Genomic DNA, 23056 nt, shown 5'->3' with positions numbered 1-23056 from the left:
ATCCGGTGCCCGATGTGATCGGGTCGCTCTGCGTGCCCCGCGGACGGACTCCGTCCCGGCGAGGGTGCGCCGGGTGCGATCCGGTGTCGCGTCGGCGGTGTCGAGCACGAGGGCCCTGTGGTCCGTGGCGGCACGCCCGACCCCGTGTTCCGCGGTGCCGGGGCCCGGCCCCGGTGTCGCCGCGAGGAGCGTGGCGCCACGACGACGAAGTCCGCACGAGCAGTACACGAGCCAGAGGAACGAATGCCCACCATTCAGCAGTTGGTCCGCATGGGCCGCGAGGACAAGGTCGAGAAGACCAAGACCGCGGCCCTCAAGGGGAGTCCCCAGCGGCGCGGCGTCTGCACCCGCGTCTACACGACGACCCCGAAGAAGCCGAACTCCGCGCTCCGCAAGGTCGCGCGTGTGCGCCTCTCGAACCAGATCGAGGTCACCGCGTACATCCCGGGCGAGGGGCACAACCTGCAGGAGCACTCCATCGTGCTCGTGCGCGGTGGCCGCGTGAAGGACCTGCCGGGCGTTCGCTACAAGATCATTCGCGGGGCACTGGACACGCAGGCGGTCAAGAACCGCAAGCAGGCCCGCAGCCGCTACGGGACGAAGAAGGACAAGAGCTGACATGCCGCGCAAGGGACCCGCTCCGAAGCGTCCGCTCGTCGCCGACCCGGTCTACGGGTCGCCCCTGGTGACGCAGTTGGTGAACAAGGTGCTCGTCGACGGCAAGCGCTCGCTGGCCGAGCGCATCGTCTACGGGGCGATGGAGGGCTGCCGGGAGCGCAACGGCGCCGACCCCGTCGTCACGCTCAAGCGTGCGCTCGACAACGTGAAGCCGGCCCTCGAGGTCCGCAGCCGCCGTGTCGGTGGCGCGACCTACCAGGTGCCGATCGAGGTGCGGGCCGGCCGCTCGACCACGCTCGGGCTGCGCTGGCTCATCACCTACTCGCGGGCGCGCCGTGAGAAGACGATGGTCGACCGGCTCACCAACGAGCTGCTCGACGCCTCGAACGGCCTGGGCGCCGCCGTCAAGCGGCGCGAGGACACGCACAAGATGGCCGAGTCCAACAAGGCGTTCGCCCACTACCGCTGGTAGCGGGGCGGCGGGCCGATCCGCCACCGGTGCGAACCACCGATGGCGGGCGGTCCGCTCCGTAGTTCCGCCGCGCCAGACCCGCGGCGACGAACCGAGAAGGAAGAGGAATCTCGTGGCACGCGACGTGCTGACCGACCTGGGCAAGGTCCGCAACATCGGGATCATGGCCCACATCGACGCGGGCAAGACCACCACCACCGAACGCGTCCTGTACTACACCGGCATCAACTACAAGATCGGTGAGGTCCACGACGGCGCGGCCACGATGGACTGGATGGAGGAGGAGCAGAAGCGCGGCATCACGATCACGTCCGCCGCGACGACGACCTTCTGGAAAGACCACCAGATCAACATCATCGACACCCCCGGGCACGTCGACTTCACCGTCGAGGTGGAGCGCTCGCTGCGCGTGCTCGACGGCGCCGTCGCCGTGTTCGACGGCAAGGAGGGTGTCGAGCCCCAGTCGGAGACGGTGTGGCGTCAGGCCGACACCTACAACGTCCCGCGCATCTGCTTCGTCAACAAGATGGACAAGCTCGGTGCGGACTTCTACTTCACCGTGCGGACCATCAAGGAGCGGCTGAACGCGAAGCCGCTGGTCCTGCAGCTGCCGATGGGCTCCGAGTCCGAGTTCTACGGGGTCATCGACCTCGTCCGGATGCGGGCGCTCACCTGGCGCGGTGAGGTCCAGAAGGGCGAGGACTACGCGATCGAGGAGATCCCGGCGGACCGCCAGGACGAGGTCGCGGAGTACCGCGAGGCGCTGCTCGAGGCCATCGCCGAGAACGACGAGGCGCTCATGGAGCGCTACTTCGCCGGCGAGGAGCTGTCGGTCGAGGAGATCGAGCACGGCATCCGCGCCGTGACGCTCGCGGGCGACTACTACCCGGTGCTGTGCGGCACGGCGTTCAAGAACAAGGGCGTGCAGCCCATGCTCGACGCCGTCATCGCCTACCTGCCGGCGCCGATCGACGTGAAGCCGGTCGAGGGGACGCTGCTCGACGGCGAGACCCAGGTCGTCCGTCACGCGACCACCGACGAGCCCTTCTCGGCGCTCGCCTTCAAGGTCGTGGCGCACCCGTTCTACGGGAAGCTGACCTACGTCCGGGTGTACTCGGGCAAGGTCAACCAGGGCGCCCAGATCATCAACTCCACGAAGGACCGCAAGGAGCGCATCGGGAAGCTCTTCCAGATGCACTCCAACAAGGAGAACCCGGTCGACGACGCCATGGCCGGGCACATCTACGCCTTCGTGGGTCTGAAGGACACGACGACGGGCGACACGCTCTGCGATCCGCAGAACCCGGTCGTCCTCGAGTCGATGACCTTCCCGACCCCGGTCATCTCGGTGGCCGTGGAGCCGAAGTCGAAGGCCGACCAGGAGAAGCTCTCCACCGCCATCCAGCGGCTCGCCGACGAGGACCCGACCTTCCAGGTCCGCCTCGACGACGAGACCGGCCAGACGATCATCTCGGGCATGGGCGAGCTCCACCTGGAGGTGCTCGTCAACCGGATGAAGTCCGACTTCAAGGTCGAGGCGAACATCGGCAAGCCGCAGGTCGCCTACCGGGAGACCATCCGCAAGCCGGTCGAGAAGTACGAGTACACGCACAAGAAGCAGACCGGTGGTTCCGGCCAGTTCGCGCGCGTGATCATCAAGCTCGAGCCGATGGAGAAGAACGAAGAGGGCGCGCTCTACGAGTTCGTCAACAAGGTCACCGGTGGGCGCGTGCCGCGCGAGTACATCCCGTCGGTCGACGAGGGAGCCCAGGACGCCATGCAGTACGGCATCCTGGCCGGCTACCCGATGACGGGCCTGCGCCTGACGCTGCTCGACGGTCAGTACCACGAGGTCGACTCGTCCGAGATGGCGTTCAAGGTGGCCGGCTCGATGGCGCTCAAGGAGGCGGCCCGCAAGGCGGACCCCGCTCTCCTCGAGCCGCTGATGGCGGTCGAGGTGAACACGCCCGAGGACTACATGGGCGATGTCATCGGCGACCTCAACTCCCGCCGCGGCCACATCCAGAGCATGGACGAGCGCAGCGGCAACCGGATCGTCAAGGCCCTGGTCCCGCTGTCGGAGATGTTCGGCTACGTCGGTGACCTGCGGTCGAAGACCCAGGGGCGGGCGAACTACTCCATGCAGTTCGACTCGTACGGCGAGGTCCCGGCCAACGTGGCCAAGGAGATCATCGCCAAGGCGACCGGCGAGTGACCCCGAGCCGCGGCCCGGATTCCCGACGACGGGATGACGGGCCGCGGTGAGGCAGGGGTGAGCGCCCCGTTAGCCTCGTGAGGTCACCTCGGGTCCTCCACCCGGCAATAGCCCACCCAGAGGACCGCACCACCGACGACCGCCGGAATCGGCGACGACAGACCCTCAGAAGTCCAGGAGGACGAGAGCAGTGGCGAAGGCCAAGTTCGAGCGGAACAAGCCGCACGTCAACATCGGCACGATCGGTCACATCGACCACGGCAAGACGACGCTGACCGCGGCCATCACCAAGGTCCTGCACGACAAGTACCCGGACCTCAACCAGGCGTCCGCGTTCGACATGATCGACAAGGCGCCGGAAGAGCGCCAGCGCGGTATCACGATCTCGATCGCGCACGTCGAGTACCAGACCGAGAAGCGGCACTACGCGCACGTCGACTGCCCCGGGCACGCCGACTACGTGAAGAACATGATCACCGGTGCCGCCCAGATGGACGGCGCCATCCTGGTCGTGGCCGCGACCGACGGTCCGATGCCGCAGACCCGTGAGCACGTGCTGCTCGCCAAGCAGGTCGGCGTGCCGTACATCGTCGTCGCACTGAACAAGGCCGACATGGTCGACGACGAGGAGATCATGGAGCTCGTCGAGATGGAGGTCCGTGAGCTCCTCTCGGCGCAGGAGTACCCGGGCGACGACCTGCCGGTCGTGCGCGTCTCGGCGCTCAAGGCGCTCGAGGGCGACTCCGAGTGGGCCGACGCCATCGTCAGCCTCATGGACGCCGTCGACGACAGCATCCCGTCGCCGGAGCGTGACACCGACAAGCCGTTCCTCATGCCCGTCGAGGACGTCTTCACGATCACCGGCCGCGGCACCGTCGTGACCGGCCGCGTCGAGCGCGGCATCGTCAAGGTGAACGAGGAGGTGGAGATCGTCGGCATCCGCGAGAAGTCGATGAAGACCACCACCACGGGCATCGAGATGTTCCGCAAGCTGCTCGACGAGGGGCGCGCCGGCGACAACGTCGGTCTGCTCCTGCGCGGCATCAAGCGCGAGGACGTCGAGCGCGGCATGGTCGTCTGCAAGACCGGCTCCATCACGCCGCACACCGAGTTCGAGGGCCAGGTCTACATCCTGGGCAAGGACGAGGGTGGCCGGCACACGCCGTTCTTCAACAACTACCGCCCGCAGTTCTACTTCCGGACGACCGACGTCACCGGCGTCGTGACGCTCCCGGAGGGCACCGAGATGGTCATGCCGGGCGACAACACCGAGATGTCGGTCCAGCTGATCCAGCCCATCGCCATGGAGGAGGGCCTCCAGTTCGCCATCCGTGAGGGTGGCCGGACCGTCGGCGCGGGCCAGGTCACGAAGATCCTCAAGTAGGACCCTCCGCGGCGGTGGGGGCCCCCCCCCCCGGCCCCCCCCCCCCGGGCGGGGACCGCTCCGGGGGTCCCCACCCCCGGTGTCGGCGCGCTGAGCTGCGCGTGCGACACTGGTGAGGTTGCTTGCCCGGGCGGTCGGCTCAGTCGGTATCGAGCCGACCGCCCCGGCGTGAGCAGGGTCCGTGACCGGAGTCCTGACGGGACACCGCGCACGGGACCACAGCGAAGCGGGATCAGGGTGCCCCTGGCGGGCTCCCACCGTGTCGTCTCCGGTCGGTCGACCGGAACGGGACGGACACACCATGAACAGCGAGGGTCCGCGAGGGCCCAGCCGCGGAGCGACGAGCGTCCGGGGCGCGCAGCCGACGGAGTCGACACGCCCGACCGCGGGGACCGGAGAGAGTTGGCCGGTCGCCATCAGGACAGGGTGCGGCACCGGGAGCGACGCCGGTCGAGGACGAGAAGAGGAACGGCAAGCCACCATGGCGGGACAGAAGATCCGCATCAGGCTCAAGGCCTATGACCACGAGGCGATCGACGCGTCGGCCCGCAAGATCGTGGAGACCGTGACGCGCACCGGTGCCTCGGTCGTCGGCCCCGTGCCGCTGCCCACCGAGAAGAACGTCTACTGCGTCATCCGCTCGCCGCACAAGTACAAGGACTCGCGCGAGCACTTCGAGATGCGCACGCACAAGCGACTGATCGACATCGTCGACCCGACGCCCAAGACGGTGGACGCGCTCATGCGCATCGACCTGCCGGCCAGCGTCGACGTCAACATCCAGTGAGGCCGGAGATGTCTTCCACGAGCGAGAGGCAGATGAGCGGCGTCCTCGGCACCAAGGTCGGCATGACCCAGGTGTTCGACGAGGCGAACCGCGTCGTCCCCGTGACCGTGGTCAAGGCGGGCCCCTGCGTCGTGACGCAGGTGCGGACCCCCTCGACCGACGGCTACAACGCGGTGCAGCTGGCCTTCGGCGCCATCGACCCCCGCAAGGTGAACAAGCCGGAGACCGGCCACTTCAGCCGGGCCGGCGTCACGCCGCGCCGCCACCTCGTCGAGCTGCGCACCTCGGACGCCTCGTCCTACGAGGTCGGCCAGGAGGTCGACGCCACCGCGTTCGACGCGGGCGCGATCGTCGACGTCTCCGGCACCACCAAGGGCAAGGGCACCGCCGGCGTCATGAAGCGCCACGGCTTCGGCGGCCTCGGCGCGAGCCACGGCACGCAGCGCAAGCACCGCTCGCCGGGCTCCATCGGCGGCTGCGCCACCCCGGCGCGGGTCTTCAAGGGCACGCGCATGGCCGGCCGCATGGGCAACGTCAAGAGCACCACGCAGAACCTGACCGTGCACGGCGTGGACGCCGACGCAGGCCTGCTGCTGATCCGCGGCGCCGTCCCCGGCCCGCGCGGCGGCATGGTCCTCGTGACCTCCGCGGCCAAGGTCCACCCGAAGGGCGGTGACCAGCAGTGACCTCCTCCTCGACCGCTCCGGCGCCGGGCGCCGGCGGCGCCCTGGAGATCCGACGTCCGTCGTACACCGCGGGCGAGGCCCGTCGGCTCGCCCGTCGCGAGGCGCACGCCGCCGCGGGCACCGGCGAGACCCGCTCCGTCCCGGTGCACACGCCGGCGGGCGGCACCGACGGCACCGTGGAGCTCCCCGGGGCTCTCTTCGACGCCCCGGCGTCCACCGCGCTGATGCACCAGGTGGTCACCGCGCAGCTCGCGGCGGCCCGCCAGGGCACGCACGACACCAAGACCCGCGGTGAGACCCGCGGCGGCGGCAAGAAGCCGTACCGCCAGAAGGGCACCGGCCGCGCCCGTCAGGGCTCGACCCGCGCGCCGCAGTTCACCGGCGGTGGCACCGTCCACGGGCCGACGCCGCGGGACTACTCGCAGCGGACCCCCAAGAAGATGAAGGCCGCCGCGCTGCGCGGGGCCCTCTCGGACCGCGCCCGTCACGAGCGCATCCACGTCTTCTCGGGCCTCGTCGAGGGCGCCACGCCGTCGACGAAGGGCGCCCGCACGGCCCTCGAGGGCGTCGTCGCGCCGAGCCGCGAGCACCAGAAGGTCCTGGCCGTCGTCCTGCGCGACGACGAGGCGAGCCGCCGCAGCGTGGCGAACCTCCCGGCGGTCCACCTGCTGACCCCGGACCAGCTCAACACCTACGACGTGCTCCGCGCGGACGACGTGGTCTTCACGACCGCCGCGCTCGACGCGTTCGTCAGTGCCCGCACCGCGGGCACCGAGGAGGTCGACCAGTGATCGCGGACCCGCGCGACGTCATCCTCGCGCCGGTGATCTCGGAGAAGAGCTACGGCCTTCTCGAGGAGCGCCAGTACACGTTCCTGGTGCGCCCGGACGCGAACAAGACCCAGATCAAGATCGCCGTCCAGGAGATCTTCGACGTGACCGTGGCGAGCGTGAACACGCTCAACCGCGACGGGAAGCGCAAGCGCTCCCGTCGCGGCTTCGGCAAGCGCAAGGACACCAAGCGCGCCGTCGTCACCGTGACGCCGGAGAGCCGGACGATCGACGTCTTCGGCGGGCCCGGGGCCTGAGGGAGTTAGCAGACAACCATGGGAATCCGCAGGTACAAGCCGATGACCGCCGGGCGGCGCGGCGCGAGCGTCTCGGACTTCGCCGAGATCACGCGCGACCACCCGGAGAAGTCGCTCATCCGGCCGCTGCACAACAAGGGCGGCCGTAACGCCTCGGGCCGGATCACGACCCGGCACCAGGGCGGCGGGCACAAGCGGGCCTACCGCCTGATCGACTTCCGTCGCAACGACAAGGACGGCGTGCCGGCCAAGGTCGCGCACATCGAGTACGACCCGAACCGCAGCGCGCGCATCGCGCTCCTGCACTACGCCGACGGCGAGAAGCGCTACATCATCGCGCCGGAGCGGCTGGGGCAGGGCGACCCGGTGGAGAGCGGCCCGAAGGCCGACATCAAGCCGGGCAACAACCTGCCGCTGCGCAACATCCCCACCGGCACCGTGATCCACGCGATCGAGCTCCGCCCCGGCGGCGGCGCGAAGATCGCGCGGTCGGCGGGTGCGCGGGTGCAGCTCGTGGCCAAGGACGGGCCCCACGCCCAGCTCCGGATGCCCTCGGGCGAGATCCGCAACGTCGACGTCCGCTGCCGCGCCACCATCGGCGAGGTCGGCAACTCGGAGCACTCGAACATCAACTGGGGCAAGGCGGGCCGCAACCGCTGGCGGGGCAAGCGCCCGACGGTGCGCGGTGTCGCGATGAACCCGGTCGACCACCCGCACGGCGGTGGTGAGGGCAAGACGTCCGGTGGACGTCACCCGGTCAACCCGGCCGGTACCCCGGAGGGCCGCACGCGCGGCCGCAAGGAGAGCGACCGCATGATCGTGCGCCGCCGGCGTACCGGCAAGAACAAGAAGCGCTGAGCAGGGAGGAGAGACAGCGATGCCGCGCAGTGTGAAGAAGGGGCCGTTCGTCGACGACCACCTGCTCAAGAAGGTCGACGCGCTGAACGAGTCGAACCGGAAGACCGTGATCAGGACCTGGTCGCGCCGGTCGACGATCATCCCCGACATGATCGGCCACACGCTGGCCGTCCACGACGGGCGCAAGCACGTCCCGGTCTTCGTCTCGGAGGCCATGGTCGGGCACAAGCTCGGCGAGTTCGCCCCGACCCGCACGTTCCGCGGGCACGTCAAGGAGGACCGCCGGTCCCGTCGCCGCTAGGTGACGACCCGACGGTTCCGGTCCGCGAAACCAAGGAAGGTAACGAACGATGGCTGCACCAGCCGACTCCGAGGCTGCACCCCAGGGTGCGGTCGCGCGGGCTCGCTACGTGCGCATGTCGCCGATGAAGGTCCGCCGCGTGGTGGACCTCGTGCGCGGCATGCCCGTCGGCCAGGCCGCCTCGGTGCTGCAGTTCGCCGAGCAGGCGGCGGCCACGCCGGTCGCCAAGCTCGTCGCGAGCGCGGTGGCGAACGCCGAGAACAACTTCGACCTGGACCCCTCCACGCTCGTCATCTCGACGATCACCGTGGACGAGGGCCCGACCATGAAGCGGTTCCAGCCCCGGGCGCAGGGGCGCGCGTACCGCATCCGCAAGCGCACCAGCCACATCACCGTCGAGGTCACCTCGGTGCCCGACGGCAAGGGTGGTCGCCAGCGCTCGAAGGGAAGGACCCGCTGATGGGTCAGAAGATCAACCCGCACGGGTTCCGCCTGGGCATCACCACGGACTGGAAGTCCCGCTGGTACGCCGACAAGCAGTACGCCGACTACGTGGCCGAGGACGTCAAGATCCGCCGCATGCTCTCCAAGGGCATGGAGCGGGCCGGCATCTCCAAGGTCGAGATCGAGCGCACCCGCGACCGGGTGCGCGTCGACATCCACACCGCCCGCCCGGGCATCGTCATCGGCCGCCGCGGTGCGGAGGCCGACCGGCTGCGCGGCAACCTCGAGAAGCTGACCGGCAAGCAGGTCCAGCTCAACATCCTCGAGGTCAAGGGCGCCGAGGCCGACGCGCAGCTCGTCGCGCAGGGCGTGGCCGAGCAGCTGTCGAACCGCGTGTCGTTCCGTCGCGCGATGCGCAAGGCCATGCAGTCGGCCATGCGCTCGCCGGGCGTGAAGGGCATCCGGGTGCAGTGCTCCGGCCGCCTCGGCGGTGCCGAGATGTCGCGCTCGGAGTTCTACCGCGAGGGCCGGGTGCCGCTGCACACGCTCCGCGCGGAGATCGACTACGGCCTGTTCGAGGCCCGGACCAACTTCGGCCGCATCGGCGTGAAGGTCTGGATCTACAAGGGCGACGTCGTCGGCGGCAAGCGGGAGTCCGAGCGCCAGGCGGCGCTCGACGCCGCGACCCGCGAGCCGCGCGGCGGCCGCGGGAACCGCAACGACCGCCCGCGTGGCCGTCGTTCCGGCTCGTCCGGCACGACCGGGACCTCCACCGAGGCCGGGCGCGCCGCCGCCGAGGCCGCGGCGGGTGCGTCGACCACCACGAGCCCCGGATCGGAGGGCTGACGCGTGCTGATCCCCCGCAAGGTCAAGTTCCGCAAGCAGCACCGGCCGGACCGGTCGGGTGCCGCCAAGGGCGGGACGCACATGGCGTTCGGCGACTACGGGATCCAGGCGCTCGAGCACGGCTACGTCACGAACCGCCAGATCGAGTCGGCCCGTATCGCGATCACCCGCCACATCCGTCGTGGCGGCAAGGTCTGGATCAACATCTTCCCGGACCGGCCGCTCACCAAGAAGCCGGCCGAGACCCGCATGGGTTCCGGCAAGGGCTCGCCGGAGAAGTGGATCGCGAACGTGAAGCCCGGCCGGGTCATGTTCGAGATGAGCTACCCGAACGAGGCCACCGCCCGTGAGGCACTGCGTCGCGCGCAGCACAAGCTGCCGATGCGCTGCCGCATCGTCACCCGAGAGGAGGCGTTCTGATGGCAGCGGGAATCCCCGCCAGCGAGCTCCGCGAGCTCACGGCCGAGGACCTGGTCGCGCGTGCTCGCGAGGCGAAGGCCGAGCTGTTCAACCTGCGTTTCCAGATGGCGACCGGGCAGCTCGACAACAACCGCCGGCTGCGGACCGTCCGGCACGACATCGCCCGCATCTACACCGTGATGCGCGAGCGGGAGCTGGGTCTGTCCGTGGCTCCTGACGAGGAGGGAGCGGCATGACCAGCGCCGCCGACAGCGAGCAGGTGCGCAGCGAGGTCAAGGCCGACGCCCCTGCCGAGCAGAAGCCCGGAGAGCGCAACGACGACCGGGGCCTGCGCAAGACGCGTGAGGGTCTCGTGGTCTCGGACAAGATGTCCAAGACGATCGTCGTCAGCCTCGAGGACCGGGTGAAGCACCCGCGCTACTCGAAGGTCATCCGCCGGACCAAGAAGGTCAAGGCGCACGACGAGAACAACACCGCCGGTCCCGGCGACCGCGTGCTCCTCATGGAGACCCGGCCGCTCTCGGCGACCAAGCGCTGGCGCCTCGTCCAGATCCTCGAGAAGGCCAAGTAACCAGCCACCCGGAAACCATCCGGCGGCGTGAGTCGCCGGGAAGGTCAGGAGAGAAGCAGTGATCCAGCAGGAGTCGCGACTCCGGGTCGCCGACAACACGGGTGCCAGGGAAATCCTGTGCATCCGCGTGCTCGGTGGCTCATCCCGCCGCTACGCGGGGATCGGCGACGTCATCGTGGCCACCGTCAAGGAGGCCATCCCGGCGTCGGGCGTGAAGCGTGGTGATGTCGTGAGGGCCGTCGTCGTGCGCACCGCCAAGGAGAAGCGCCGCCCGGACGGCTCGTACATCAAGTTCGACGAGAACGCCGCGGTGATCATCAAGAACGACCGCGAGCCCCGCGGGACCCGCATCTTCGGCCCGGTGGGCCGCGAACTGCGCGACAAGCGGTTCATGCGGATCATCTCGCTCGCGCCGGAGGTGCTGTAGCCAGATGAAGGTCAAGAAGGGCGACACGGTCCTCGTCATCGCCGGCAAGGACAAGGGCGCGAAGGGCAAGGTCATCCAGGCCTACCCCGAGCGTGACCGGGTCCTCGTCGAGGGCGTCGGCCGCGTCAAGAAGCACACCGCACAGTCCGCGAACCAGCGCGGCGCGCAGTCCGGCGGGATCGTCACGCAGGAGGCCGCCATCCACGTCTCGAACGTGATGGTCGTCGACTCGGACGGCAAGCCGGCCCGCGTCGGCTACCGCGACGGCGGCGAGGGCGAGCAGAAGCGCGTGCGTGTCTCGCGCCGCAACGGGAAGGACATCTAGTGACCAGCACTGAGACCCGTCCCCGGCTGCAGCAGCGCTACCGGGACGAGATCCGTCAGTCGCTGACGGAGCAGTTCTCCTACCCGAACTCGATGCTCGTGCCCGGCGTCGTCAAGGTCGTCGTGAACATGGGCGTCGGCGAGGCCGCGCGCGACTCCAAGCTGATGGAGGGTGCGGTCCGCGACCTCACCCTCATCGCCGGCCAGAAGCCGGAGATCCGCAAGGCCCGCAAGTCGATCGCGCAGTTCAAGCTGCGCGAGGGGATGCCGATCGGCGCCCGCACGACGCTGCGGGGTGCGCGGATGTGGGAGTTCCTCGACCGCCTGGTCTCGATCTCGCTGCCGCGCATCCGCGACTTCCGCGGGCTGTCGCCCAAGCAGTTCGACGGCTCGGGCAACTACACGTTCGGTCTGTCCGACCAGTCGATGTTCCACGAGATCGACCAGGACTCGATCGACCGGCCGCGGGGGATGGACATCACCGTGGTCACCTCCGCGACCACCGACGAGGAAGGCCGGGCCCTGCTGCGTGCCCTCGGCTTCCCGTTCAGGGAGAACTGAGCATGGCGAAGAAGGCACTGGTCAACAAGGCCGCCGCGACCCCGAAGTTCAAGGTCCGCGGGTACACCCGCTGCAACCGCTGCGGGCGTGCGCGCGCGGTCCTGCGGAAGTTCGGGCTCTGCCGCGTCTGCCTGCGCGAGATGGCGCACCGGGGCGAGCTCCCGGGCGTCAGCAAGTCCTCGTGGTGAGCCGCGTGGACGACGGCGTCGTCGGGCCGACCGACTCCGACGAGCTGCCGGGTCGGGCGATCGACCCGCAGCTGCTGACCCTCATCCAGCGTGTCGCCCACCGTGAGCACCTGCTCGACGGCACGGCGACCACCCTCCGAAGCAACTCTCAGACCCGCCCCGGCCGCCGCAGGCCCGCCACGGAGTCGTCCGCCCGCCGGACGACCCGGGGTACCACGGCGAGGAAGGTGACCTGGTCGCGATGACGATGACCGACCCGATCGCGGACATGCTCACGCGCATCCGGAACGCCAACTCGGCGTTCCACGAGGACGTGAAGATGCCGCACAGCAAGCTGAAGGCCCACGTGGCCCAGGTCCTGCTCGAGCAGGGCTACATCGCGGGATACCGCGACGAGCCGGCGGCCGTCGGCAAGTCGCTGGTCATCGACCTGAAGTACGGGCCGAACCGCGAGCGCAGCATCGCCGGCCTCAAGCGCATCTCGAAGCCCGGTCTGCGCATCTACGCGAAGTCGACCGAGCTGCCGCGCGTGCTCGGCGGCCTCGGCGTCGCGATCATCTCGACGTCCTCGGGGCTGCTGACCGATCGCCAGGCCCACCAGCGACGGATGGGCGGGGAAGTCCTCGCCTTCGTCTGGTAGCGGAAGGGGAACCGAACCATGTCACGCATCGGAAGGGCCCCGATCTCCGTGCCGTCCGGCGTGGACGTCGCGATCGAGGGCCAGAACGTCACGGTGAAGGGGCCCAAGGGCACCCTGAGCCACACCGTCGACCGTCCCATCGGGGTCGACCTGGAGGACGGCGTCCTCTCGGTCTCGCGCCCCGACGACGAGCGGGAGAACCGCTCGCTGCACGGGCTGTCGCGCTCGCTGCTCAACAACCTCGTGCTCGGGGTGACCCAGGGCTTCGAGCGCAAGCTCGAGATCCACGGCGTCGGCTACCGCGTGCAGCTCAAGGGCAACGCCCTCGAGTTCGCGCTCGGCTACAGCCACCCCGTGCGCATCGAGGCGCCCGAGGGCATCACCTTCGCGGTCGAGAGCCCCACCCGCTTCTCGGTGCAGGGCATCGACAAGCAGGTCGTCGGTCAGATCGCCGCGAACATCCGGCGCCTGCGCCGGCCCGACCCCTACAAGGGCAAGGGCGTGCGCTACGCCGGCGAGCAGATCCGCCGCAAGGTCGGGAAGACGGGTAAGTGATGGCTGCGACCACAGAGAAGAAGCCGACCCAGATCGGCAAGAACGTGTCCGAGACCCGGCGCTCGGGCCGCGTGCGTCGGCACGCGCGCCTGCGCAAGAAGGTCGAGGGCACGCCGGTCCGTCCGCGCCTGGTCGTCACCCGCTCCTCGCGGCACATCACCGCGCAGGTCATCGACGACCTCGCGGGCCACACGCTCGCGCACGCCTCGAGCATGGAGGCCGACATCCGCGGGCTGGAGGGCGACAAGAAGGCGCAGGCCGCGAAGGTCGGCGAGCTCGTCGCCAGCCGCTCCAAGGAGGCGGGCATCGAGGCGGTCGTGTTCGACCGCGGTGGTCGCCGCTACCACGGCCGTATCGCGCAGCTCGCCGATGCGGCCCGCGAGGGGGGCCTGACGTTCTGATGGCCCTCTCGATCGAGAACACGCAAGGGAAGGACGCCTGATGCCGGGCACTCAGCGCCGCGAGGGCGGCGGCCAGGGCGGACGCGACCGCGACCGTCAGGGCGGCGGCCGCGGCGGCGCCCAGGACAGGACGCCGCACCTCGAGCGCGTCGTCGCCATCAACCGCGTGGCCAAGGTCGTCAAGGGCGGCCGTCGCTTCAGCTTCACCGCGCTCGTGGTCGTCGGCAACGGCGACGGCGAGGTCGGCGTGGGCTACGGCAAGGCCAAGGAGGTGCCCGCCGCGATCGCGAAGGGCGTCGAGGAGGCGAAGAAGAACTTCTTCCGCGTCCCCCGCGTCGGCGGCACCATCACGCACCCCGTGCAGGGCGAGGACGCCGCGGGCGTCGTGCTCCTGCGCCCCGCGAGCCCCGGTACCGGTGTCATCGCCGGCGGCCCGGTGCGCGCGGTCCTGGAGTGCGCGGGGATCGCGGACATCCTGTCCAAGTCCCTGGGCAGCCAGAACGCCATCAACATCGTGCACGCCACGGTGGCCGCCCTGAAGGCGCTGCAGGTCCCCGAGGCCGTCGCGGCCCGCCGGGGCCTGCCGCTGGACGAGGTCGCGCCGGCGCGGATGCTGCGTCAGCGCGCCGGTCAGGGGGTCTGAGCCATGGCCGACCTCAAGGTCACGCAGACCCGCTCCGACATCGGGGGCAAGCGCAACCAGCGCGAGTCCCTGCGGACGCTCGGCCTGCGTCGGATCGGCGCGTCGGTGACGCGTCCGGACACCCCGCAGAACCGCGGCCTGATCCACACCGTGCGGCACCTCGTCACGGTCGAGGAGGTCTGAGGTATGCCGGAGAACACTGAGTCCCCGATCAAGCTGCACCACCTGCGTCCGGCGCCGGGCAGCAAGACGGAGAAGACCCGCGTGGGTCGCGGTGAGGCCTCGAAGGGCAAGACCGCGGGCCGCGGCACGAAGGGCACCGGCGCCCGGAAGAACGTCCCCGCGACGTTCGAGGGTGGGCAGATGCCGCTGCAGATGCGCCTGCCGAAGCTCAAGGGCTTCCGCAACCGCAACAAGGTCGTCGCGCAGGTCGTCAACGTCGGCGACCTCGCCCGGCTGTTCCCGAACGGCGGCGAGGTCGGCCCGGCCGAGCTCGTGACCGCCGGCGCCGTCCGTGCCGGGCAGCCCGTGAAGGTGCTCGGCGAGGGCGACCTCGGGTCGGTGACCCTGCAGGTGAGCGCACACGCGTTCTCCGGCTCGGCCACCGAGAAGATCACCGCCGCGGGCGGGACGACCACGGTCGTCTGACCCTCCGCACGCAGCTTCCGGGCCCGGGGTGCCGATCGGCACCCCGGGCCCGTTCGCGTCGGGGGCCGGGCCGGTCAAGGGCCCATCCGCCTGCTGTTATTCTCGCCCGAGGCCCCGCCCGATCCCGGGACGTGCTCATTCAGTCGCGGGATCGGTACCGCCCCGGTCCGGACCCGGACCCCGTCGGGGGAGCCGGCCGGTGACCGGTCGAGCGGCGGAGCCCCATCGACGACCAGCTGGAGGTCCGAGTGCTCGGCCCCGTGCGGTCCGCGCTGGCGACGCCGGACCTGCGCAAGAAGATCCTGTTCACGCTCGGCATCGTCGCGATCTACCGACTCGGCGCGACGCTGCCCGCTCCCGGGGTCTCGTACACCAACGTGCAGGCCTGTCTGCGCCAGGTCCAGGGCGGCGACGCGGCGAGCGTCTACTCCCTGATCAACCTGTTCTCCGGTGGTGCGCTGCTCCAGCTGTCGATCTTCGCGCTGGGCATCATGCCGTACATCACGGCGAGCATCATCATCCAGCTGCTCACCGTGGTCATCCCACGCTTCGAGCAGCTGAAGAAGGAGGGCCAGTCCGGTCAGGGCACGCTGACGCAGTACACGCGCTACCTGACCATCGCGCTGGCCGTCCTGCAGTCCACCGGCATCGTGGCGCTGGCCGACCGGGGGCAGCTGTTCCAGAACTGCGACCCGTCGCAGTTCCCGATCCTGCCCAACGCCGGCATCTTCGACCTCGCGGTGATCGTGCTGGTCATGACGGCCGGCACGTCGATCATCATGTGGTTCGGCGAGCTGGTCACCGAGCGCGGCGTCGGCAACGGCATGTCGCTGCTGATCTTCTGCTCGATCGCCTCCCGCATCCCGGCCGAGGGCCAGCAGATCCTCACGAGCTCGGGCGCCGTCGTCTTCTCCGTGGTCTGCGTCTTCGGCCTCGCGATCATCGCGAGCGTCGTGTTCGTCGAGCAGGGCCAGCGGCGCATCCCGGTGCAGTACGCCAAGCGCATGGTCGGGCGGCGGATGTACGGCGGGACGTCGACCTACCTGCCCCTGAAGGTCAACCAGGCCGGTGTCATCCCGGTGATCTTCGGCTCGTCGCTGCTCTACCTGCCCGACCTGCTGTCGCGGATCGCGGGCAACTCGAACTCGGGCTTCTCGGCGTTCGTGCAGACCTACCTGTCGAACCAGTCCAACTGGGTCCACATCCTGCTGTACTTCGCCCTGATCATCTTCTTCACGTACTTCTACGTCGCGATCACGTTCAACCCCGAGGAACGTGCCGACGAGATGAAGAAGTTCGGGGGCTTCATCCCCGGCATCCGTCCGGGGCGGCCGACGGCGGAGTACCTCCAGTACGTCCTCTCGCGGATCACCTTGCCGGGATCGATCTACCTCGGCATCATCGCGGTCCTCCCGAACTTCTTCCTGGGCCTCACCGGCCAGGGCGGCCAGAGCGGCGGCAACCAGAACTTCCCCTTCGGTGGCACGGCGGTTCTGATCATGGTCGGTGTGGGCCTGGATACCGTGAAGCAGATCGAGAGCCAGCTGATGCAGCGCAACTACGAGGGCTTCCTGCGCTGACGGGCGCGTTCCCTGCCCGGGTCGCCGGGGCCGTGGACGGCCCCGCCGGGGCAGGATGGACACGCGTGACCGTTCAGGGGCGCGCAGGAGAGGAGTGGACATGAGGATCGTTCTGGTGGGGCCGCCCGGAGCCGGCAAGGGCACGCAGGCGGCGCGGTTGTCGGAACGGCTCGACGCGCCGCACATCTCCACCGGCGATCTGTTCCGCGACAACATGAAGAACGGGACCGAGCTCGGCAAGGAGGCCCAGCGCTACGTCGACGCGGGCGACCTGGTGCCGGACGAGGTCACCGTGGCGATGGTCAGGGACCGGCTGGGGAAGCCGGACGCGGCCGAGGCCTTCCTGCTCGACGGGTTCCCCCGCAACACCTCGCAGGCCGACGAGCTCGGCAAGGTGCTCGCCGACCTCGACCAGCGCCTCGACGCGGTGCTGCTCTTCGAGGTCGACGACGAGGAGCTCATCTCGCGTCTGATGGGCCGCGGGCGCTCGGACGACACCGAGGACGTCATCCGCAACCGGCAGGAGGTCTACCGCCGGGAGACCGCGCCGCTGATCGAGTACTACCGCGACATCCTCGTCACCGTCGACGCCATGGGCTCGATGGACGAGGTCACCGACCGGGCGATGGACGCGCTGGCCGACGAGCCGGAGGACTGAGCGGCGGTGGGGCTGGGCCGGGTCGTCCGGGAGGCCGGCGCCGTCGGCGGGGCGAGCCTGGCCGACGTCGGGGTGAACCTCGGCCGCGTCGCCGGGCGCCTGTCCGGCGGGCGGATCGGGACCGACATCCAGGTCAAGTCCCGGGCCGAGATCGAGGCGATGCGCGCGGCCGGCCTCGTCGTGGCGGCCACCCTCGAGCGGGTGGGCGCGGCCGCGGTGGTCGGTGCGAGCACCGCCGATCTCGACGCCCTGGCCGAGTCCACCATCCGCGAGGCCGGCGCGGTGCCGTCGTTCCTCGGTTACCACGGCTTCCCCGGGAGCATCTGCGCCTCGGTCAACTCCCAGGTGGTCCACGGGATCCCGAGCCCGGACACCGTCCTCGTCGAGGGCGACCTGCTCTCGGTGGACTGCGGCGCGATCCTCGACGGCTGGCACGGGGACGCGGCGGTCACGGTCTCGGTCGGGGCCCCGCACCCCGGCGACGCCGAGCTCTCGGCGGCCTGCCGCGCCGCGATGTGGGCCGGGATCGCCGAGGTCCGGCCCGGCAACCGGCTGGGCGACATCTCGGCCGCGGTGGAGTCGGAGGCCCGGCGCCACCGGAGCCCCGCGGGCGAGGGATTCGGGATCGTCGAGGACTACGGCGGGCACGGCATCGGCACCGAGATGCACATGGAGCCGTTCCTGCCGAACCTCGGGCGGCCGGGGACGGGTCTGCGGCTGCGCGAGGGCATGGTCCTGGCGGTCGAGCCGATGCTGACGGCGGGCGACGCGGAGACCGAGGAGCTCGACGACGAGTGGACCGTCGTCACGGCCGACGGGGCGCGGGCGGCGCACTGGGAGCACACCGTCGCCGTGACCGAGGCGGGCCCCTGGGTCCTGACCGCGCCCGAGGAGAAAGCGGATAGCTGAGCTGTCCGCTATCCGCTACTCTGGTCCCGAGACCGGGACCAGGGGTGATCGTGATGGCCGAGCAGGGTGCGATGCGGGTGTCCGACGCGGACCGCGCGCAGGCGGCGGATCGGTTGACGCAGGCCCATGGCGAGGGGCGGCTGACGCTCGCCGAGTACGACGAGCGGGTCCGCGCGGCGCACGGCGCGGTGGTGCGTGACGACCTCGCGCCGCTGCTGACGGACCTGCCGTCGGCGGCGCCGGAGCCGGCGCGGGCGGCGCCCCGTCCTCGGGCGGTTCCGCACGGCTTTCCGGCCCCGCCGGTGCCACTCGGACCCGGTTCGGGCGGCCTCCGCGGCGCGGTGGCGGCGTGGGCGTTCATCAGCGCGGTGAACGTGCTGATCTGGCTCGCGGTGACCCTCGGTTCGGGTGCGGCGGTGTACCCGTGGTGGATCTGGGTGGCCGGTCCGTGGGGGCTCGCGCTGCTGCTCGGTGCGGCCGGCCGGGCAGGACGAACGCCCTGCACAGGAGGCCGCCCGTCGTCCTGACCCGGTGGTCAGGGGGTGGGCACGCCCCGCGTACACTCGAAGGCTGGTGCGCGTGTCGTGCCGGTGTCCGCACGCGTCACCACACCCTCAGGTGGGTCCGTGTGCTCCGGTGTGTCCTCGCGGACCCGATCCGGCATGCACCCGCATGTCGGTGGTGCAGCGGGACGACGTGGTCGCCCGGCGAGCGTCCCCGGCCTCCCTGGTCGGGTGCGGGAGCCCGGCGATCCGGAGAGAAGTGCGGAGGACATGGCGAAGAAGGACGGCGCCATCGAGGTCGAGGGCCGGGTCATCGAGCCCCTGCCCAACGCGATGTTCCGGGTCGAGCTCGAGAACGGGCACAAGGTCCTGGCACACATCAGCGGCAAGATGCGTCAGCACTACATCCGAATCCTCCCCGAGGACAAGGTCGTGGTCGAGCTGTCGCCGTACGACCTGTCGCGCGGCCGGATCGTCTACCGCTACAAGTGAACCCAGCAGATCAGGCAGCGAGGACGAGATCGTGAAGGTCCAGCCGAGCGTCAAGCGCATCTGCGCCAAGTGCCAGGTGGTCCGCCGTCACGGGCGGGTCATGGTCATCTGCGACAACCTGCGGCACAAGCAGCGCCAGGGCTGACACCAGCTCAGCCCTGAACCCGGGTCCAGGCCCGGGTGACGCCAGAAGAACACCCCCGTACCTACGTCGACATCGACTCGGCGGAACCACCCTCGGCCCGGGAGGCCGGGGCCCGAACGGTCACTCGACCGTCCGGGGCGGGCGGGGGCCGACACCTCCCGACGACACGAGGAGTACGGGCCACCATGGCACGCATTTCCGGCGTCGACCTCCCCCGCGAGAAGCGGATGGAGATCGCGCTGACCTACATCTTCGGGATCGGCCGCAGCCAGTCCCGGACGATCCTCGCCGAGACCGGGATCGACCCCGATCTGCGGAGCAAGGATCTGACCGACTCCGACGCCGCGGCCATCCGCGCGTTCATCGAGGGCAATCTCCGGGTCGAGGGTGACCTGCGCCGCGAGATCCAGGCGGACATCCGGCGCAAGGTCGAGATCGGCAGCTACCAGGGCCTGCGTCACCGCCGGAACCTTCCGGTCCACGGCCAGCGGACGAAGACCAACGCCCGCTCGCGCAAGGGCCCGAAGAAGACCGTCGCCGGCAAGAAGAAGGCCGCCCGCAAGTAGCGGGGCCCGATCACCTCACCAGGAGCTTTTGCATGCCACCCAGGACACGCACCGGCGCGGCCGGAGCGAAGAAGGTGCGCCGCCGGGAGAAGAAGAACATCTCCCAGGGCCAGGCGCACATCAAGAGCACGTTCAACAACACGATCGTCTCGATCACCGACCCCGCGGGCGCGGTGATCAGCTGGGCCTCCGCCGGCCACGTCGGCTTCAAGGGCTCGCGCAAGTCGACGCCGTTCGCCGCCCAGATGGCCGCCGAGAACGCGGCCCGCAAGGCGGCCGAGCACGGCATGAAGAAGGTCGACGTGTTCGTCAAGGGCCCGGGCTCGGGCCGCGAGACGGCCATCCGTTCGCTCCAGGCCGCCGGCCTCGAGGTCGGGACGATCTCCGACGTCACCCCGCAGCCCCACAACGGCTGCCGCCCGCCGAAGCGTCGCCGGGTCTAGGGCCGAGAGGAGAACGAGAGATGGCTCGCTACACCGGACCCATCACGCGCAAGTCGCGTCGCCTCAAGGTCGACCTCGTCGGCGGCGACAAGTCCTTCGAGCGCCGTCCGTACCCGCCGGGGCAGCACGGCCGGATCCGCATCAAGGAGTCCGAGTACCTGCTCCAGCTGCAGGAGAAGCAGAAGGTCCGCTTCACCTACGGCGTGCAGGAGAAGCAGGTCCGCCGCTACTACGAGGAGGCGAACCGTCGCGAGGGCAAGACCGGCGACGAGTTCCTGCGCCTGCTCGAGTCGCGTCTGGACTCCGTGGTCTACCGCGCCGGGCTCGCCCGCACGCGGCGTGCCGCCCGCCAGCTCGTCGGGCACGGCCACTTCCTCGTCAACGGCGAGAAGGTGGACGTCCCCAGCTACCGGGTGACGCAGTACGACATCATCGACGTCCGCGACAAGTCGCGGAACATGCTGCCCTTCGTGGACGCGAAGGAGTCGTTCGGGGACCGTCCGGTGCCCGGTTGGCTGCAGGTCGTCCCGGAGACGCTGCGCATCTTCGTCCACCAGCTGCCCGAGCGCGCGCAGATCGACACGCCCGTGCAGGAGCAGCTGATCGTCGAGTTCTACTCCAAGTAGCTCGACCTCCCGCCCCGGCGATCCCGCCGGGGCGGGTTCCACCGTTCGGCGTCAAATAGCGGATGCCCGAGCACCGGAAGGAACACCAGAAGTGCTGATCTCCCAGCGCCCGGCCCTCTCCGAGGAGCCGGTCGACGACACCCGGTCGCGATTCGTCATCGAACCGCTCGAGCCGGGCTTCGGTTACACCCTCGGGAACTCGCTGCGGCGGACCCTGCTGTCGTCCATCCCGGGCGCGGCCGTCACCTCGATCCGGGTGGACGGGGTCCTCCACGAGTTCACCACCGTCCCGGGGGTGAAGGAGGACGTCACCGACATCATCCTGAACCTCAAGGAGCTCGTCGTGAGCTCCGAGGAGGACGAGCCGGCGACGATGTACCTGCGCAAGCAGGGCCCGGGCACGGTCACGGCGGGGGACATCGTCCCGCCCGCCGGGGTCACCGTGCACAACCCGGACCTGCACATCGCGACCCTGAACGACCAGGGCCGCCTCGAGGTCGAGCTGGTCGTCGAGCGTGGCCGCGGCTACGTCCCCGCCGCCCAGAACAAGGCCTCCGGCGCCGAGATCGGCCGCATCCCGGTCGACTCGATCTACTCGCCGGTGCTCAAGGTCAGCTACAAGGTCGAGGCGACCCGCGTCGAGCAGCGCACCGACTTCGACAAGCTGATCCTCGACGTCGAGACCAAGCCGTCGATCACCCCGCGCGACGCCATCGCGTCCGCCGGCCGCACGCTCGTCGAGCTGTTCGGTCTGGCCCGCGAGCTCAACGTCGACGCGGAGGGCATCGAGATCGGGCCCTCGCCCGCCGAGGCCGACTCGATCGCCGCGTTCGCCATGCCCATCGAGGACCTCGACCTCACGGTCCGGTCCTACAACTGCCTCAAGCGGGAGGGCATCCACACGGTCGGCGAGCTCGTCGGCCGCTCGGAGGCCGACCTGCTGGACATCCGCAACTTCGGTGCGAAGTCCATCGACGAGGTCAAGATGAAGCTGGCGGGCCTGGGGCTGGCCCTCAAGGACAGCCCGCCCGGGTTCGACCCGAGCGCCGCCGCGGCCGACTACCCGTCGGAGGGCTACGACTCCTACGACGGCGGCGGCTACGGCTCGTTCGGCACGGACGACGGCCAGGACTACGCCGAGACCGAACAGCTCTAAGACCACCCACTCTGACGTGCTGCCCCCTCCCCGGCCCGCACCGCGGACCGGGGAGGAAAGGCGTCACGAGACCAGGAGCGAGACATGCCCACGCCCACCAAGGGCCCGCGCCTCGGGGGATCCCCGTCGCACCAGAAGCTGATGCTGGCCAACCTGGCCACGTCGCTGTTCACCCACGGCCGGATCCACACCACGCGGGCCAAGGCCGAGCGCCTGCGCCCGTACGCGGAGCGCCTCATCACGAAGGCGAAGAAGGGCGACCTGCACAACCGTCGCGAGATCTCGCAGCAGATCCGTGACAAGGACGTGGTGCACCGCCTCATCGCCGAGATCGGCCCGTTCTTCGCGGACCGTCCCGGCGGCTACACCCGCATCGTGAAGACGCTGCCGCGCAAGGGCGACAACGCCCCGATGGCGATCATCGAGCTGGTCAACGAGCGGCTCGCGTCGACCGAGGCGTCGGCGGCCACGCGTTCCGCGGCGAGTCGTGAGGTCGGTGGTCAGGCCACCGGCGCGGCGGCCACCGCGGCGACGATCGCGGCCTCCGAGTCCGATGACGACACCTCCGACGCCGTCGAGGCGCAGGACGCCGTCGGGACGGACGCCGACACCGAGGTCCCCGAGGCCGAGGCCGCCGCTGAGGACTCCGGTGCTGAGGACTCCGGTGCCGAGGACGAGGTGCCCGAGCCGATGGCGGACAACGCCGCGGCGAACGCCGGCCTCGAGACCGAGGGCTCCGACGGCGACGAGACCGAGGGGAAGTCCTGACCGGACCGACCCCCGAGCACGACCCCGGGCCCGCCGTCGACACCGACGGCGGGCCCGCGGTGTCTGCGGACCGCGGATGTGAGGAAGGGTTCATCCTGACGTCGGATGTCAGCAGAGGACCATCGCTGACGCGG

At 70.2% G+C, this 23056-nt stretch carries 37 protein-coding genes; all 37 read left to right on the top strand.

Annotation, left to right across the window (positions count from 1 at the left end):
* Nucleotides 1–243: 243 nt before the first annotated feature.
* A complete protein-coding gene (gene rpsL / locus LQ327_RS04005) occupies nucleotides 244–618 on the top strand; it encodes a 30S ribosomal protein S12 (RefSeq protein ID WP_230730243.1) in 375 nt (124 codons plus the stop codon).
* Nucleotide 619: 1 nt separating this feature from the next.
* Nucleotides 620–1090, top strand: coding sequence for a 30S ribosomal protein S7 (gene rpsG / locus LQ327_RS04000; protein ID WP_230730242.1), 471 nt, complete (start codon nucleotides 620–622; stop codon nucleotides 1088–1090).
* Nucleotides 1091–1202: 112 nt separating this feature from the next.
* Nucleotides 1203–3305, top strand: a complete 2103-nt coding sequence (fusA, locus tag LQ327_RS03995; protein WP_230730241.1) for an elongation factor G — start codon at nucleotides 1203–1205, stop codon at nucleotides 3303–3305.
* Nucleotides 3306–3495: 190 nt separating this feature from the next.
* Complete coding sequence (gene tuf / locus LQ327_RS03990; protein WP_230730240.1) at nucleotides 3496–4689, top strand: elongation factor Tu; 1194 nt, start codon at nucleotides 3496–3498, stop codon at nucleotides 4687–4689.
* A gap of 481 nt (nucleotides 4690–5170) precedes the next feature.
* On the top strand, nucleotides 5171–5476 hold the full coding sequence (rpsJ, locus tag LQ327_RS03985) for a 30S ribosomal protein S10 (RefSeq protein ID WP_018177839.1): 306 nt from the start codon (nucleotides 5171–5173) through the stop codon (nucleotides 5474–5476).
* Between the two features lie 8 nt (nucleotides 5477–5484).
* Nucleotides 5485–6162: a 50S ribosomal protein L3 gene (gene rplC, locus LQ327_RS03980; RefSeq protein WP_230730239.1), complete on the top strand. Its 678-nt coding sequence runs from the start codon at nucleotides 5485–5487 to the stop codon at nucleotides 6160–6162.
* Between the two features lie 143 nt (nucleotides 6163–6305).
* Entirely contained in the window at nucleotides 6306–6953 is a 648-nt protein-coding gene (gene rplD, locus LQ327_RS03975) for a 50S ribosomal protein L4 (RefSeq protein ID WP_230733004.1), read from the top strand.
* Entirely contained in the window at nucleotides 6950–7249 is a 300-nt protein-coding gene (gene rplW / locus LQ327_RS03970; RefSeq protein ID WP_230730238.1) for a 50S ribosomal protein L23, read from the top strand. The genes rplD and rplW overlap by 4 nt, the downstream gene beginning before the upstream one ends.
* An 18-nt stretch (nucleotides 7250–7267) precedes the next feature.
* Nucleotides 7268–8107 (top strand): 50S ribosomal protein L2, encoded by an 840-nt coding sequence (rplB, locus tag LQ327_RS03965; protein ID WP_230730237.1) that lies wholly within the window; start codon nucleotides 7268–7270, stop codon nucleotides 8105–8107.
* A gap of 19 nt (nucleotides 8108–8126) precedes the next feature.
* Nucleotides 8127–8408 carry a 30S ribosomal protein S19 gene (gene rpsS, locus LQ327_RS03960; protein WP_230730236.1) on the top strand — a complete coding sequence of 94 codons (282 nt, stop codon included), beginning with the start codon at nucleotides 8127–8129 and terminating at the stop codon, nucleotides 8406–8408.
* A gap of 49 nt (nucleotides 8409–8457) precedes the next feature.
* Complete coding sequence (rplV, locus tag LQ327_RS03955) at nucleotides 8458–8868, top strand: 50S ribosomal protein L22 (RefSeq protein WP_230730235.1); 411 nt, start codon at nucleotides 8458–8460, stop codon at nucleotides 8866–8868.
* The gene (rpsC, locus tag LQ327_RS03950; RefSeq protein ID WP_230730234.1) at nucleotides 8868–9698 is read left to right on the top strand and encodes a 30S ribosomal protein S3; all 831 of its coding nucleotides are present in this window, start codon (nucleotides 8868–8870) and stop codon (nucleotides 9696–9698) included. The genes rplV and rpsC overlap by 1 nt, the downstream gene beginning before the upstream one ends.
* A gap of 3 nt (nucleotides 9699–9701) precedes the next feature.
* The gene (gene rplP / locus LQ327_RS03945; protein ID WP_230730233.1) at nucleotides 9702–10118 is read left to right on the top strand and encodes a 50S ribosomal protein L16; all 417 of its coding nucleotides are present in this window, start codon (nucleotides 9702–9704) and stop codon (nucleotides 10116–10118) included.
* Entirely contained in the window at nucleotides 10118–10354 is a 237-nt protein-coding gene (gene rpmC, locus LQ327_RS03940) for a 50S ribosomal protein L29 (RefSeq protein WP_269069130.1), read from the top strand. Before rplP ends, rpmC begins: the two co-directional genes overlap by 1 nt.
* A complete protein-coding gene (gene rpsQ, locus LQ327_RS03935; protein ID WP_269069129.1) occupies nucleotides 10351–10689 on the top strand; it encodes a 30S ribosomal protein S17 in 339 nt (112 codons plus the stop codon). The genes rpmC and rpsQ overlap by 4 nt, the downstream gene beginning before the upstream one ends.
* A gap of 58 nt (nucleotides 10690–10747) precedes the next feature.
* Complete coding sequence (gene rplN, locus LQ327_RS03930; protein ID WP_230730232.1) at nucleotides 10748–11116, top strand: 50S ribosomal protein L14; 369 nt, start codon at nucleotides 10748–10750, stop codon at nucleotides 11114–11116.
* A gap of 4 nt (nucleotides 11117–11120) precedes the next feature.
* A complete protein-coding gene (gene rplX / locus LQ327_RS03925) occupies nucleotides 11121–11441 on the top strand; it encodes a 50S ribosomal protein L24 (protein ID WP_230730231.1) in 321 nt (106 codons plus the stop codon).
* Nucleotides 11441–12001: a 50S ribosomal protein L5 gene (gene rplE, locus LQ327_RS03920; RefSeq protein WP_230730230.1), complete on the top strand. Its 561-nt coding sequence runs from the start codon at nucleotides 11441–11443 to the stop codon at nucleotides 11999–12001. The genes rplX and rplE overlap by 1 nt, the downstream gene beginning before the upstream one ends.
* A gap of 2 nt (nucleotides 12002–12003) precedes the next feature.
* Nucleotides 12004–12189, top strand: a complete 186-nt coding sequence (locus tag LQ327_RS03915; protein ID WP_018330919.1) for a type Z 30S ribosomal protein S14 — start codon at nucleotides 12004–12006, stop codon at nucleotides 12187–12189.
* 5 nt (nucleotides 12190–12194) lie between these two features.
* Entirely contained in the window at nucleotides 12195–12434 is a 240-nt protein-coding gene (locus tag LQ327_RS03910; protein WP_230730229.1) for a hypothetical protein, read from the top strand.
* A complete protein-coding gene (gene rpsH / locus LQ327_RS03905; protein WP_230730228.1) occupies nucleotides 12431–12829 on the top strand; it encodes a 30S ribosomal protein S8 in 399 nt (132 codons plus the stop codon). Before LQ327_RS03910 ends, rpsH begins: the two co-directional genes overlap by 4 nt.
* An 18-nt stretch (nucleotides 12830–12847) precedes the next feature.
* Nucleotides 12848–13384 carry a 50S ribosomal protein L6 gene (rplF, locus tag LQ327_RS03900; protein WP_230730227.1) on the top strand — a complete coding sequence of 179 codons (537 nt, stop codon included), beginning with the start codon at nucleotides 12848–12850 and terminating at the stop codon, nucleotides 13382–13384.
* Entirely contained in the window at nucleotides 13384–13785 is a 402-nt protein-coding gene (gene rplR, locus LQ327_RS03895) for a 50S ribosomal protein L18 (RefSeq protein WP_230730226.1), read from the top strand. The genes rplF and rplR overlap by 1 nt, the downstream gene beginning before the upstream one ends.
* Before the next feature lie 40 nt (nucleotides 13786–13825).
* Nucleotides 13826–14428, top strand: a complete 603-nt coding sequence (rpsE, locus tag LQ327_RS03890) for a 30S ribosomal protein S5 (RefSeq protein ID WP_230730225.1) — start codon at nucleotides 13826–13828, stop codon at nucleotides 14426–14428.
* Nucleotides 14429–14431: 3 nt separating this feature from the next.
* The gene (rpmD, locus tag LQ327_RS03885) at nucleotides 14432–14611 is read left to right on the top strand and encodes a 50S ribosomal protein L30 (RefSeq protein ID WP_230730224.1); all 180 of its coding nucleotides are present in this window, start codon (nucleotides 14432–14434) and stop codon (nucleotides 14609–14611) included.
* A 3-nt stretch (nucleotides 14612–14614) separates the two neighbouring features.
* Complete coding sequence (rplO, locus tag LQ327_RS03880) at nucleotides 14615–15076, top strand: 50S ribosomal protein L15 (protein WP_230730223.1); 462 nt, start codon at nucleotides 14615–14617, stop codon at nucleotides 15074–15076.
* A gap of 248 nt (nucleotides 15077–15324) precedes the next feature.
* Nucleotides 15325–16656: a preprotein translocase subunit SecY gene (gene secY / locus LQ327_RS03875; RefSeq protein ID WP_230730222.1), complete on the top strand. Its 1332-nt coding sequence runs from the start codon at nucleotides 15325–15327 to the stop codon at nucleotides 16654–16656.
* 100 nt (nucleotides 16657–16756) lie between these two features.
* Nucleotides 16757–17314 carry an adenylate kinase gene (locus tag LQ327_RS03870; RefSeq protein WP_230730221.1) on the top strand — a complete coding sequence of 186 codons (558 nt, stop codon included), beginning with the start codon at nucleotides 16757–16759 and terminating at the stop codon, nucleotides 17312–17314.
* Nucleotides 17315–17413: 99 nt separating this feature from the next.
* Nucleotides 17414–18223, top strand: a complete 810-nt coding sequence (gene map / locus LQ327_RS03865) for a type I methionyl aminopeptidase (RefSeq protein ID WP_269069442.1) — start codon at nucleotides 17414–17416, stop codon at nucleotides 18221–18223.
* A 53-nt stretch (nucleotides 18224–18276) separates the two neighbouring features.
* Nucleotides 18277–18750, top strand: a complete 474-nt coding sequence (locus tag LQ327_RS03860; protein WP_230730220.1) for a DUF1707 SHOCT-like domain-containing protein — start codon at nucleotides 18277–18279, stop codon at nucleotides 18748–18750.
* A 246-nt stretch (nucleotides 18751–18996) separates the two neighbouring features.
* Nucleotides 18997–19218, top strand: a complete 222-nt coding sequence (infA, locus tag LQ327_RS03855) for a translation initiation factor IF-1 (RefSeq protein ID WP_030532868.1) — start codon at nucleotides 18997–18999, stop codon at nucleotides 19216–19218.
* A gap of 31 nt (nucleotides 19219–19249) precedes the next feature.
* Complete coding sequence (gene rpmJ, locus LQ327_RS03850; protein WP_018330934.1) at nucleotides 19250–19363, top strand: 50S ribosomal protein L36; 114 nt, start codon at nucleotides 19250–19252, stop codon at nucleotides 19361–19363.
* A gap of 185 nt (nucleotides 19364–19548) precedes the next feature.
* The gene (gene rpsM, locus LQ327_RS03845) at nucleotides 19549–19929 is read left to right on the top strand and encodes a 30S ribosomal protein S13 (protein ID WP_230730219.1); all 381 of its coding nucleotides are present in this window, start codon (nucleotides 19549–19551) and stop codon (nucleotides 19927–19929) included.
* 32 nt (nucleotides 19930–19961) lie between these two features.
* Nucleotides 19962–20372, top strand: a complete 411-nt coding sequence (gene rpsK, locus LQ327_RS03840) for a 30S ribosomal protein S11 (protein WP_230730218.1) — start codon at nucleotides 19962–19964, stop codon at nucleotides 20370–20372.
* A gap of 20 nt (nucleotides 20373–20392) precedes the next feature.
* Entirely contained in the window at nucleotides 20393–20998 is a 606-nt protein-coding gene (gene rpsD / locus LQ327_RS03835; protein WP_230730217.1) for a 30S ribosomal protein S4, read from the top strand.
* Between the two features lie 91 nt (nucleotides 20999–21089).
* Nucleotides 21090–22154: a DNA-directed RNA polymerase subunit alpha gene (locus LQ327_RS03830; protein WP_230730216.1), complete on the top strand. Its 1065-nt coding sequence runs from the start codon at nucleotides 21090–21092 to the stop codon at nucleotides 22152–22154.
* Nucleotides 22155–22238: 84 nt separating this feature from the next.
* A complete protein-coding gene (gene rplQ / locus LQ327_RS03825; protein WP_230730215.1) occupies nucleotides 22239–22922 on the top strand; it encodes a 50S ribosomal protein L17 in 684 nt (227 codons plus the stop codon).
* Nucleotides 22923–23056 lie beyond the last annotated feature (134 nt).

Origin of the sequence: Actinomycetospora endophytica (assembly GCF_021026375.1) — a bacterium.
Classification (GTDB): domain Bacteria; phylum Actinomycetota; class Actinomycetes; order Mycobacteriales; family Pseudonocardiaceae; genus Actinomycetospora; species Actinomycetospora endophytica.
Note: the sequence above shows the minus strand (reverse complement) of the source record. Positions and strands in the feature narration are given on the sequence as shown.

Bases quoted from the DNA above. Each gene is read 5' to 3' on its own strand.
- rpsL (WP_230730243.1), top strand. From the start codon at position 244: ATGCCCACCATTCAGCAGTTGGTCCGCATGGGCCGCGAGGACAAGGTC.
- rpsG (WP_230730242.1), top strand. From the start codon at position 620: ATGCCGCGCAAGGGACCCGCTCCGAAGCGTCCGCTCGTCGCCGACCCG.
- rpsJ (WP_018177839.1), top strand. From the start codon at position 5,171: ATGGCGGGACAGAAGATCCGCATCAGGCTCAAGGCCTATGACCACGAG.
- rplC (WP_230730239.1), top strand. From the start codon at position 5,485: ATGTCTTCCACGAGCGAGAGGCAGATGAGCGGCGTCCTCGGCACCAAG.
- rplB (WP_230730237.1), top strand. From the start codon at position 7,268: ATGGGAATCCGCAGGTACAAGCCGATGACCGCCGGGCGGCGCGGCGCG.
- rpsS (WP_230730236.1), top strand. From the start codon at position 8,127: ATGCCGCGCAGTGTGAAGAAGGGGCCGTTCGTCGACGACCACCTGCTC.
- rplV (WP_230730235.1), top strand. From the start codon at position 8,458: ATGGCTGCACCAGCCGACTCCGAGGCTGCACCCCAGGGTGCGGTCGCG.
- rpsC (WP_230730234.1), top strand. From the start codon at position 8,868: ATGGGTCAGAAGATCAACCCGCACGGGTTCCGCCTGGGCATCACCACG.
- rpmC (WP_269069130.1), top strand. From the start codon at position 10,118: ATGGCAGCGGGAATCCCCGCCAGCGAGCTCCGCGAGCTCACGGCCGAG.
- rpsQ (WP_269069129.1), top strand. From the start codon at position 10,351: ATGACCAGCGCCGCCGACAGCGAGCAGGTGCGCAGCGAGGTCAAGGCC.
- rplX (WP_230730231.1), top strand. From the start codon at position 11,121: ATGAAGGTCAAGAAGGGCGACACGGTCCTCGTCATCGCCGGCAAGGAC.
- LQ327_RS03915 (WP_018330919.1), top strand. From the start codon at position 12,004: ATGGCGAAGAAGGCACTGGTCAACAAGGCCGCCGCGACCCCGAAGTTC.
- rpsH (WP_230730228.1), top strand. From the start codon at position 12,431: ATGACGATGACCGACCCGATCGCGGACATGCTCACGCGCATCCGGAAC.
- rplF (WP_230730227.1), top strand. From the start codon at position 12,848: ATGTCACGCATCGGAAGGGCCCCGATCTCCGTGCCGTCCGGCGTGGAC.
- rplR (WP_230730226.1), top strand. From the start codon at position 13,384: ATGGCTGCGACCACAGAGAAGAAGCCGACCCAGATCGGCAAGAACGTG.
- rpsE (WP_230730225.1), top strand. From the start codon at position 13,826: ATGCCGGGCACTCAGCGCCGCGAGGGCGGCGGCCAGGGCGGACGCGAC.
- rpmD (WP_230730224.1), top strand. From the start codon at position 14,432: ATGGCCGACCTCAAGGTCACGCAGACCCGCTCCGACATCGGGGGCAAG.
- rplO (WP_230730223.1), top strand. From the start codon at position 14,615: ATGCCGGAGAACACTGAGTCCCCGATCAAGCTGCACCACCTGCGTCCG.
- LQ327_RS03870 (WP_230730221.1), top strand. From the start codon at position 16,757: ATGAGGATCGTTCTGGTGGGGCCGCCCGGAGCCGGCAAGGGCACGCAG.
- LQ327_RS03860 (WP_230730220.1), top strand. From the start codon at position 18,277: ATGGCCGAGCAGGGTGCGATGCGGGTGTCCGACGCGGACCGCGCGCAG.
- infA (WP_030532868.1), top strand. From the start codon at position 18,997: ATGGCGAAGAAGGACGGCGCCATCGAGGTCGAGGGCCGGGTCATCGAG.
- rpsM (WP_230730219.1), top strand. From the start codon at position 19,549: ATGGCACGCATTTCCGGCGTCGACCTCCCCCGCGAGAAGCGGATGGAG.
- rpsK (WP_230730218.1), top strand. From the start codon at position 19,962: ATGCCACCCAGGACACGCACCGGCGCGGCCGGAGCGAAGAAGGTGCGC.
- rpsD (WP_230730217.1), top strand. From the start codon at position 20,393: ATGGCTCGCTACACCGGACCCATCACGCGCAAGTCGCGTCGCCTCAAG.
- rplQ (WP_230730215.1), top strand. From the start codon at position 22,239: ATGCCCACGCCCACCAAGGGCCCGCGCCTCGGGGGATCCCCGTCGCAC.